At 44.1% G+C, this 11,021-nt stretch carries 6 protein-coding genes and 1 tRNA gene; 4 read left to right on the forward strand and 3 right to left on the reverse strand.

Annotation, left to right across the window (positions count from 1 at the left end; genetic code table 11):
* The first annotated feature begins 196 nt into the window (after positions 1 to 196).
* From ACYTXL_RS29835 to ACYTXL_RS29845, 3 genes are all read left to right on the forward strand, one after another.
* Entirely contained in the window at positions 197 to 1,174 is a 978-nt protein-coding gene (locus tag ACYTXL_RS29835; protein WP_461927794.1) for a hypothetical protein, read from the forward strand.
* Positions 1,175 to 1,398: 224 nt separating this feature from the next.
* Positions 1,399 to 1,812, forward strand: coding sequence for an endonuclease domain-containing protein (locus tag ACYTXL_RS29840; RefSeq protein ID WP_461927795.1), 414 nt, complete (start codon positions 1,399 to 1,401; stop codon positions 1,810 to 1,812).
* A 36-nt stretch (positions 1,813 to 1,848) separates the two neighbouring features.
* Positions 1,849 to 5,220, forward strand: coding sequence for a Swt1 family HEPN domain-containing protein (locus ACYTXL_RS29845; RefSeq protein WP_461927796.1), 3,372 nt, complete (start codon positions 1,849 to 1,851; stop codon positions 5,218 to 5,220).
* Between the two features lie 391 nt (positions 5,221 to 5,611).
* Here the strand turns inward: ACYTXL_RS29845 and ACYTXL_RS29850 are convergent.
* The 3 genes from ACYTXL_RS29850 to ACYTXL_RS29860 all read right to left on the reverse strand — a co-directional run bounded on the left by ACYTXL_RS29850 (position 5,612) and on the right by ACYTXL_RS29860 (position 9,409).
* Positions 5,612 to 5,685: transfer RNA gene (locus ACYTXL_RS29850), tRNA-Met, on the reverse strand.
* 167 nt (positions 5,686 to 5,852) lie between these two features.
* A complete protein-coding gene (locus tag ACYTXL_RS29855; RefSeq protein WP_461927797.1) occupies positions 5,853 to 8,156 on the reverse strand; it encodes a LysM peptidoglycan-binding domain-containing M23 family metallopeptidase in 2,304 nt (767 codons plus the stop codon).
* Positions 8,157 to 8,947: 791 nt separating this feature from the next.
* Positions 8,948 to 9,409: a tRNA (cytidine(34)-2'-O)-methyltransferase gene (locus tag ACYTXL_RS29860; protein ID WP_461927798.1), complete on the reverse strand. Its 462-nt coding sequence runs from the start codon at positions 9,407 to 9,409 to the stop codon at positions 8,948 to 8,950.
* A gap of 378 nt (positions 9,410 to 9,787) precedes the next feature.
* Between ACYTXL_RS29860 and ACYTXL_RS29865 the strand changes: the two genes are divergently transcribed.
* Positions 9,788 to 10,798, forward strand: coding sequence for a YihY/virulence factor BrkB family protein (locus ACYTXL_RS29865; RefSeq protein WP_461927799.1), 1,011 nt, complete (start codon positions 9,788 to 9,790; stop codon positions 10,796 to 10,798).
* The last annotated feature ends 223 nt before the right edge of the window (positions 10,799 to 11,021 follow it).

Here is an 11,021-nt window from a genome sequence, read left to right on the forward strand (position 1 = left end):
CCGGCTTTCTTTGCATAATCTGATAATTTCATATAACCATATTACCATTTTTGGGTATATATGGGTATAGAATCAATAAATATTTACAACACCTTATCGCTTTGGTGGTAGTAAACAAAAGGCAAAAGAATTTTTTGAGACAGGACTGGGTGAAACTTTTAAACGGATGCGTGAGATGGCGCATGAGGGATATCCTTTGACTGTTTATTATGCGTTCAAGCAAACAGAAACGGATGATGAAGTTTCTCTCACTGAAGGAAAGGGGAACGGTGATATTAGAGCTTCAACCGGATGGGAAACTATGCTTGAAGGACTTATAAAAGCTGGTTTTAGCATTACTGGCACTTGGCCAATGCGGACAGAATTAAGTAACCGCACGATTGCTAGTGGCACCAATGCCCTCGCCTCATCCATTGCTCTTGTCTGCCGTCCTCGCCCAGAAACCGCCCCATCCACCACCCGCCGCCAATTTGTCAACATTCTCAAACGCGAACTCCCAAATGCACTGCAAAAACTCCAACAAGGCAACATCGCCCCGGTAGACTTGGCACAAGCCAGCATCGGTCCAGGTATGGAAATATACTCTCGCTACAGCAAAGTCCTGGAATCAGACGGTGAACGAATGCCTGTGCGTATTGCACTACAACTGATTAACCAAACTTTAGATGACTTTCTCGCTGAACAAGAAGGAGAATTTGATGCTGAAACCTGCTTTGCGTTGATTTGGTATGAACAGCACACCTTTACTGAAGGGTTATTTGGCGATGCAGAAACCCTCTCCAAAGCTAAGAATACAGCAGTACAAGGCATGGTAGACGCTGGCATTCTCACTGCCAAAGCGGGTAAAGTGCGACTATTGCGCCGCGACGAATTACCCAAAAATTGGAATCCCCAAACCGATAACCGCCTCACGGTCTGGGAAGCGACACAGCACATGATTTGGGAATTGCAAGACCGTGCTGGAAATCAAGGTGCTGCAAATTTGCTATCTCAACTGGGAACCATAGGAGAAGCAGCAAGGGAATTAGCTTATCGGCTATATAACATTTGCGACAGAAAAGGCTGGGCTGCTGAAGCTGTCGCTTACAACAGCTTAGTGATTTCCTGGCCAGAAATTTCTCGCCTCGCTGCTGAAACCGAAGAATCTACTCCCTTACAAGTAGCGTTGTTTTAAAGATGGAATTTGAAAAGCCTTCATTACCCTCACCCCCTAACCCCCTCTCCCAATTTGGGAGAGGGGGAACAAGATCACAAGAAACTAATCCTACTCCCCTCTCCCAGCCTAATCCTACTCCCCTCTCCCAGCCTAATCCTACTCCCCTCTCCCAGCATGGGAGAGGGGCTGGGGGTGAGGGCACTTCTGACAACTGGCAAGTCCCCCCAGCCCTCCACCAAAAAATGAAAGAGGTAGCCCGTCAGTTTCGCAAAGAACCTAAACCCAGTGAAGCCATCCTTTGGCAAGCCTTGCGAAATAGAAAGTTAGAAGCTAGGAAATTCCGTCGTCAACAACCAATTGGCTGTTTTATTGTTGATTTTTTTTGTGCAGCTGAACGTCTAATTGTTGAAGTAGACGGAGCCATTCATGAATCTCAAAAGATTCTAGATCAACAGCGTCAAGAATTACTTGAATCTTTGGGATTGCAGTTTGTACGTGTTAGTAGCGAGTTAGTGGAAACAAATTTATTTGAGGCTTTACAAATTATTAGTCACGCTTTTATCCAAGATAGCCCTCATCCCCCAGCCCCTTCTCCCAATTTGGGAGAAGGGGAGCAATTTTACCCCTCTCCCAATTTGGGAGAGGGGCAGGGGTGAGGGCAAATTTATCTATAAACATTAGTATAAAAATCTATGACCGTAAGTAACCGCGAACGAGTTGGCAGGGTGCTAGACCTTTTGAGAGATGGCTTATATCCTTTTGTGGAAAGGGAAATGCGTTCCATTTATGGTGATAAGTGGGTAGTTGCCGCTACACCTTTTGTTCCAGAAGACCACAGCCTAAGACGTAATGTCCAGCAAATTCTCAAGCAGGACGAATCAGCACTGCTGAAACTCATGTCTAATCAGTGGCGTGAGGTGTTCAAAAAGACTCTGGGCAATGCTGAAAGAAGCTTGGTTGGAGAATTAATTGACACCCGCAACTCTTGGGCGCACAACAAGCCACTCTCTACAGATGATGCCTATCGCGCTCTTGATAGCGTATCGCGGTTACTTTCTGCTTTTTCTGCACCAGAAGCAGATGAAGTTGATAAACAAAAACAAGAACTTTTGCGGCTACGCTTTACAGAACAAGCTCGTCGTGAAACTCGTCGTGCTACTCTCCAACCTTTAGAAGGCAATCCTGTAGGCGGTTTAAAACCCTGGCGAGAAATTGTTACACCTCACCCAGATGTTGCCTCTGGTAGCTACCAACAAGCAGAATTTGCTGCCGACCTCTGGCAAGTTTATTTAGATGAAGGTTCCGACGAATACCGCATCCCTACAGAGTTTTTTAGCCGCACTTTTCTCACCGAAGGGCTAAAGCAACTGCTCACAAATGCCTTGTTACGTCTTTCTAGCAATGCAGGCGACCCCGTTATCGAACTCCAAACCAACTTTGGTGGGGGCAAAACCCACGCCATGCTGGCACTATACCACCTGTTTATGGGAGTTCCCGCATCTAAGTTACCCGGATTGGAACCAGTACTGGAAGCGGCACGGCAGTCGCTTTATGCCGGGGAACCCGTCCACCGCGCTGCCTCAAACGTTTTACCTCCGCCAAAAGTTAACACAGCAGTGCTGGTAGGAAATAAAATTTCTCCCGGTCAGCCTCAACATAAAAAAGATGGCACAGTTGTCCGTACACTCTGGGGCGAATTAGCTTGGCAACTGGGCGGTAGGGAAGCCTACGAAATGATTCGAGAAGCAGATGAAACTTCAACGAACCCTGGCGATACCCTCCGGCTGCTGTTTAACCGCTATGCACCCTGCCTGATTTTAATTGATGAATGGGTAGCTTATGCCCGACAGCTTCACGAAGTAAACGACCTTCCGGGGGGCAGCTTTGACACTCACTTTACCTTTGCCCAGACTTTGAGTGAGTCGGCAAAAAACGCTAACCAAACTCTTTTGGTCGTGAGTATTCCGGCATCCGATAATGAGATTGGAGGCGATCGCGGTAAAGCTGCTTTAAGTAGACTCAAAAATGCTATTGGCAGAGTCGAATCTCCTTGGCGACCAGCAACTGCCGATGAAAGCTTTGAAATTGTTCGGCGGCGGCTGTTTCAACCCATCACCGAAGAAAGTGGCTTTATTGCCCGTGATGCCATCATCCGTGCCTTTGCAGAAATGTACCAAAACCAATCTCAGGAGTTTCCTAGTGAGTGCCGAGAAGGTAGTTACAAACGACGGCTAGAAAATGCCTATCCTATCCATCCAGAACTGTTTGACCGACTTTATAATGACTGGTCAACTCTCGACAAATTCCAACGCACGCGGGGTGTGCTGCGACTGATGGCAAAAGTGATTCATTCACTTTGGGAAGGACAGGACAAGAGTTTGTTAATCATGCCTGCCAGCGTGCCAATGGATGATGGACAGGTACAAACAGAATTGACTCGGTACCTCGAAGATAACTGGGTGCCAGTGATTGAAAAAGATGTAGATGGATATAATTCTCTACCATTGGCGTGCGATCGCCAAAACCCGAATTTAGGACGTTACTCTGCCTGTCGCCGCGTTGCCAGGACGATTTACCTTGGTTCTGCTCCTACTCTAAGAGCAGCCAATCGCGGTGTAGAAGATCATCGGATCAAGTTAGGGTGTGTTCAACCAGGAGAAAGTGCAGCAACTTTTGGCGATGCTTTGCGCCGACTTACCGACCAGTCCACACATCTTTATGTCGATAACACTCGTTACTGGTTCTCAACTCAGCCTAGTGTCACCAGACTTGCCCAAGACAGAGCCGAGCAAATCCAACAGGATCAGGATAAAGTTTGGGATGAAATTATTCTCCGATTAAAGGCTGACAAACAGCGCGGTGAGTTTGCTGGAGTACATATTGCTCCCGACTCCTCCGCAGATGTTCCTGATGAAATGGCCGTAAGGCTGGTTGTCATGGGGCCACAACATCCCCATAAAAATAAGGAAAGCGAAACCCAAGCCCGCACCAGAGCCGAAGAAATACTGAACCAAAAGGGAGCCAGTCCTCGGTACTGCAAGAATATGTTGCTGTTCCTAGCACCAGACAAGGCAAAACTGGAGCTATTAGAACAATCTGTTTGCCAATACCTCGCCTGGAATTCGATTATTCGAGATAAAGAAGCCTTAAACTTGGATGTTTTTCAAAGCAATCAGGCGACGACTAAACAACAGCAAACCGACAAAGATGTAAAAAGTTTAATTCAGGAAGCTTACATCTGGCTGTTAGTGCCGATGCAACCCGACCCCCAAGGAGAGATTGAATGGCAAGAAATTCGATTGCAAAAGCAAGACTCTCCTATTCTGCAAGCAAGTCGCAAAGCAGTTCATGAAGAACATTTGATTGCCAACTATGCTGCTAGTCGCCTGCGCTTGGAAGCTCTCGATCCATATCTCTGGCGCGATGTAAACCACCTCGACCTTAAGAAGTTGTGGGAGTACTTAGCGTACTACCTTTACCTGCCACGCATCAAAAATCAACAAGTGCTATTACAAGCGATCGCAGAAGGAGTTGCAGCATTACTGTGGAATGAAAACTTTGCGTATGCCAGAGGCTGGGATGAATCCAAAGAACGTTATCTTGGTTTGAAAGCAGCTGAACACATTACCGTAACTCTTAGCAGTCAAAATCTGATAGTTAAGCCAGAAGTAGCGCAACGCCAGTTTGAGGCAGATGCTGCTGCTAAACCTGTAACTCCACCAGTAGTTAAAGAAAAAACAGGAAGCTATAAGACTGACAAGGAAAAAACTATTGACACTGTAGTAACACCAGATGGCTCCTCTGATAGCAAAGTAACTGTCATAGTTCCACCAAAACGTTTCTATGGTTCAGTCAAATTGGACGCATTACGGCTACGACGTGACGTAGGACAGATAGCAGACGAGGTTATTCAACACCTGAGTAGTTTGGTAGATGCTGAAGTAGAAATTACCTTGGAACTTCAGGTCACTGTCCCTGAAGGAGTACCAGATAATGTAATTCGCACGGTCAGCGAGAATTGCCGGGTTCTCAAATTTAGTAATCAGGGATTTGAACAAGAATGAACTTGAGGTACACAAACTTGTTAAATAGTAATGAGGTAAAGCATTAAGTCACACGCAACGAAGTAAGGGAAATTCTTGTGGGTTAACGGATTTGAGTGCGATCGCAGTCTTGCTATTCGTTACTACCCTTTTATTACCCGTAGTAACTCTATATCTTCCCATAGTTTAATCTCCTTAACAAAACTAAACCCGTCAGGTGTCTGACGGGTTTTTTGGTTTCTTAGGAGAGGGATATTGCGACATTAGTTTGTGAACGGTTATCTGAAATGAGCTACGACACCAATTAGTGAAAGAGCGACATTAATGTGTGAAAAACGACATTAATTTTTGAACGGCGACATCTAATTTGTGAACGTACATTATCGCTCACTACTTCTTATAAAATTTAAAATGGCTCAGGTCGGAGTTGAACCAACGACCCCAGGCTTATGAGTCCCGTGCTCTAACCAACTGAGCTACTGAGCCATGTTTTTCCAAATCATTAACTAATATAGCATACAAACTTGCTCAAGACTAGCCCCTTTGGGAATTTTGTTAGAATTTCCATCCCTGTTGAGGTCATAGAAAGCAAAAGAGGGAGGTGAACTCCCTCAACTAACAAGCTAATGATTTAGTTACAGACTACTCAAGAATTACAGGCGATTTGGTAGGAAGGCTATTGGGTTAACAGCACCCTTGCCTGATGGATGAATTTCAAAGTGGCTGTGTGGTCCAGTGCTGTGACCAGTGCTACCCATTAAAGCAATTGTTTCTCCTTGATGCACCATCTGACCAGGTTGCACCAGAATCTTGCTGTTATGACCATAGCGAGTCATGCTGCCATCGAGATGACGAATATCGACGAGGTTGCCGTAACCACCATTATTCCAGCCAGCTTTTTCGATCGTACCGTCAGCCGAGGCGACAACTGGCGTGCCAGTGGAGTTAGCAACGTCAATTCCCTTGTGCAATCTACCCCAGCGCCAACCATAACCAGAGGTGAGAGTACCCTTCGCCGGCCATGTGTAAGCGATGGATGAGCTAGATGGAGGGGGTATAGTTTCGTCAATTTGTCTGGGCAGATATTGATCGACTGCTGCCAAAGGTGGTATCCGCATCTGTGGAGAAACTGTAGTTCCCCGCATCTTTCCTAAGGAGTCTGAGGCATTTACTCTTCCAGTAGGGGTTTTAACCCTTGTGCCAGATGGATTGCCAGATGGATTGTCAGAGGGAGTCCACTGACTAGCAGAGCCTAGATTGGGCAAGAAATCTGGGTTTACTGGCTCGTTAGCCGGCATAGTAGCACGGTATTGGGACTTAATTGGTTGAAAGCTATAGTTAGCTCTAATAGGTGTAGGAACTGGAATTTGTATCGCTACACTATTTGGTCGAACTACGGACTTGGGGACAGTGAAATTATTGGGGCTAGAAACAGGAGTGAGCATCGCAGCATTATTAGTTTCGCTAGCTGCTGGCACAATTAAGTTTCCAGATTGTTGAGCGCGATATTTCTGCTGTAATCTCTGGATTTCCGCTTGTAAGCCCTGCAAACGGTCATTATTGTTATTGTTTACGCTTGCTACCCTATTTGTTGGTGTTTTAAGCTGTTGCATTTTTCCAAAAGCTTGTGGCACTGGAATGTCACCACCGACACCATAAGAAGTTACACCAGTGGGGGCTGTTTCTAAGCCGGTCGCACTATTTGCCTGAATCTGAACAATTACCGGTGTAGGGACGGCAACGTTACTGTTGTCGGCAATAGTTGGTGATTGTGAAGTAGGTAGATATGAGTTGGCATTACCAATGTTCACATCATGGAAGGTGGCTACTTTTGGAGTATTGCTAGACTCTACAAAAGTGGGGTTACTCGCTACAGTTGCCTCAACTTGAGCAGCAGGAATAATCAGTTTTTGACTAATTTGCAGTTCATTTGGATTATTGAGGTTATTTGCCTTAACTAGTTGTGATACTGAAGTCTTGTATCTGCTGGCGATCGCTGCTAATGTATCTCCAGGCTTAACTGCGTAGGCTATATGAGTCGAAGACGCAATAACTGTTGGTTTGGCTGGTACAAACGCACTTGTCTGTGTCTTCTGTTTTAACCTCCATATCAGGTTGGCTTTGCTTGCATCGGCAGAAGTGCCCGATTGGGCTAATATAGTCTTCTCAACCACAGTCGTCGGCTGCACCAACCCCATATCAGCTTGTGATAAAGTTTTGGTCTCCCCAGACCGCAACTGTGCCAGACTTTTTCTTAATCGGTTCGATTTTTCTTGTAAGCGATTCAGTGCGAACTCTTGTTGCGCCTTAAGTTGTGCATTTATTTCACTGTCGGCTGCACTAGATGTTGCCACTGTTTGTGGCTGGGCAGTTAGTGATGCATTTATACTACCAACAGCATCAGTACTAGAATTCGACAGATTATTGACTGTTGGGAAACTAGTCTCGGCTAAGGTATTCTTCAATCCCTCTGCCACTTGGGGCTTCGGGTAGGTGGAATTTTTATAAACCGTTGTTGCTTGGGAAAAGGTTTTTGATGCAGGAATTTGCAAAGACATTCCACTAGCCGCAACTTGCCATTTAGCTTCAAGCCCAGGCACTTGTGAAACTGCGGTTGGTTCCACGATCACAGGATTTTCCGGCACGCTCGCTGATGAGACTGCTTGGGACTCCAGCCTTGTGGAGGCGAATTTTACCTCAGTGTCAGAAACAGCAGGAATCGAAGAAGAAGCCTTTTGGCTACCTACAGGCACTGCTGCTTGGGCTTGATCGCTTTGTCGAGTCACCAAAAGGCTGGTTGCTCCCATAGAGATTGCCAAGCCAATCATGGCGGCTTTTGTCCGCACCCGGCGGTTAACTTTTGGATTGATCACATTAAGCAGTTCTACCGGGGTATCGTCGCTACTGGAGTTATTTTTCAACACAGCTTTTACTCTCTTTTCCAATGCTCGTTTCAAAGACGACCTCCTATGATCACTAGCGCTTAACTGATCTCGATTTTTCAGTTGGATACTAGTCAATGATCTAGATCACAACTAACTATCGATCAAGATCACACTCACCAGAGATGCTTACGCAAGATTAACCTGCTTCTCTGATTTAGACAAGTTGGCACATATTAGCAAAACTTAAAGTTTGCAGTGTTTACTTGTCTGAACCACTCCTAACACCACTTAGGATCTTTTACTCTTTACCATTGTCCGCGCTTGTCTTGCCTCAATCGCGGGGACTGGAAAACTATTTCCTCAGTCCATAGTCGCTGTTGAGAATTAAATTGCTACGACTTCTGGAAAAGTTATGCTCCCTACTGTAGATATATTCAAGATATTTCTACCGAATCCGTCTTCTCAACACCAGACTTTATCTTCATTATTCCCTAAAAAAGAACCGTATTAACTAGCGGCTACTTTTGGGCTGCTTTCTGGCGTTTATCAAGCTAAAATGGCTCAAATTTATAACCTGACCGGGTTTTAGTCTTTTTGTTCCCCAATTTAGGATGTTTCAAATTCATCAAAATCTATCATTCAAATTTGGCAATGTCCGAAGTCTTATATACAAATTTCTTATAATAACCTTCCGGTGCTTGTAAGTATCTTCCACTACAATTTGCGGAAAAATCCCATTTTAAGTATCTTTGTTTACAAATTATTCCAGTAAGCAAGAAAATTTTTCTAGCTACAAATAACTCGTACAATAGATTTCTGGAGATAATTTAAGTATAATTACTTATATACTTGCAGGTAAACAACTATTGTAAATAGCCTAACTGACGACGGGTTTCAAATAAGCCAATTGCTACACTGACTGACAGATTCAAGCTGCGAACCCCCGGTTGGCTCATAGGAATATACAGAGTAGTATCGCAATCTGAGATAATTGCTGGTGGTAAGCCCGTGGTTTCACTACCAAACAGCAGCCAATCATCAGGTTGAAACTGAAAACTGACATAATTACAATTTCCACGAACTGTATAACCTAACCATCTGCCTCCACGCTCCTGATGTACGCTCTTAAAGGCTTCTAGCGATTCGTGATAGTGCAGTTTGACATAAGGCCAGTAATCCAAACCAGCTCTTTTGAGGTAGCGATCGCTAATTTCAAATCCCAAAGGTCCCACCAAATGTAACTCTGTACCCGTAGCGGCACAAGTTCGAGCAATATTACCTGTATTAGGCGGGATTTGGGGGTTAACTAAAACTACCTGAGGCATTGTCCGTATAATTTACGTATTGTATAAAACAATTTATTGTCAATATTAAATCTACCAAGAGATAGAGGCGATTCATAGGTTTTGTTAATAATAATCAAGCATCCTCCATTGATTAGATTTTTAAAACTAAGCACAAACCCTCCCAGAGGAATACCTGAGAGGATATTTGGCTAAAATCAGGAAATGTTAAGTTTTATGTAGAAAAAGTTGGGAGTAGGACTCATAACTGCTCTTATAGCACTAAAACGTTGTGACTATAAAATTCTCAATTCCTCCTCCAGGAGGCTTTACTAACACCCTTGGGTGGATGCCGTTACTTAAGAAATAAGTATCCAATATATCATGAACTAAGTGACATCCCCCAAGGAGACTGATTGGATGAATTTGCAGGCGATTTGGAAGTTGTTACAAGAGACATTCAAAGAATGGAGTGAGGATAAAGCCTCACGATTAGCGGCGGCATTAGCTTATTACACGATTTTTTCCATTGCACCGTTGCTGATTATTGTAATTGCGATCGCAGGAGCAGTATTTGGAGAAGAGGCGGCAAGGGGTCAAATCGTGGGACAAATTCAAGGTTTAGTCGGCCCAGATGGCGCCGCACTTATCCAAACAGCCATTCAGAATGCTAACAAACCAAAAACAGGAGCGATCGCTTCCATTATTAGTATTGCAGTTTTGGTATTAGGTGCTACTGGTTTATTTACCGAGTTGCAAGATTCTCTCAACACGATTTGGAAAGTGAAAGCGAAACCCGGAGCCGGCATAATCAATATGATTCGCCTACGTTTTTTATCCTTTGCAATGGTGATCGGGATTGGCTTTTTACTTTTAGTTTCTTTAGTAATTAGTACCGCATTGACAGCACTAGTAACATACTTTAGCAATATCCTACCCGGTGTTGATTTCATCTGGCCAATAGTTAACTTTGTCCTATCTTTTTCGATAACTACAGCGCTATTTGGGCTAATTTTCAAAGTTCTGCCAGATGTCAAAATTACTTGGAATGATGTTTTTATTGGATCTATTATTACCTCATTTTTGTTCTCTATCGGTAGGTTTTTATTAGGACAATATCTAGGTAATGGCAGTTTTGGTTCAACCTACGGTGCTGCTGGTTCACTGGTAGTCATTTTAGCTTGGGTTAACTATGCCGCACAGATTCTTTTCTTCGGTGCAGAGTTTACCCAAGTTTATGCCAGAAGGTACGGAAGCGGCATAGTCCCAACGAAGGATGCTATACCTCTGTCTGATAACACCAAAGATAATGGCACGAATCCAACGGAGCAATTGCCCCCTAAGAAAAAGCCATCTTCTAGCTTTTTTAATCGCTTATTCCAGTATTTTAAAAAGCCCAAGCGATTAAAAAAGAGAAGAAAAAATCAGTAATTTTAATCCATAATTTGTGGAGGTTTATATTTTTAAATCTGAGCCAGATGAAAGTGTTTAAACTCTAACAAAAGTCAGTTTGCTCAAAGAAACTATATATAATCATAGATAATTAATCTGTGTTTAGAAATAACCTTAGGGATTTCCCAGAAATAAATTATTCAATCTTGTGGGGTGGGCATCTTGCCCGCCCAGTAACCAAAGGCGGGCAAGATACCCACCC

The organism is Nostoc sp., assembly GCF_054880495.1.

Coding starts and splice junctions, on each gene's coding strand:
- ACYTXL_RS29840 (WP_461927795.1), top strand. CDS start 1,399: ATGAAAGAGGTAGCCCGTCAGTTTCGCAAAGAACCTAAACCCAGTGAA.
- ACYTXL_RS29845 (WP_461927796.1), top strand. CDS start 1,849: ATGACCGTAAGTAACCGCGAACGAGTTGGCAGGGTGCTAGACCTTTTG.
- ACYTXL_RS29860 (WP_461927798.1), bottom strand. CDS start 9,409: ATGCCTCAGGTAGTTTTAGTTAACCCCCAAATCCCGCCTAATACAGGT.
- ACYTXL_RS29865 (WP_461927799.1), top strand. CDS start 9,788: ATGAATTTGCAGGCGATTTGGAAGTTGTTACAAGAGACATTCAAAGAA.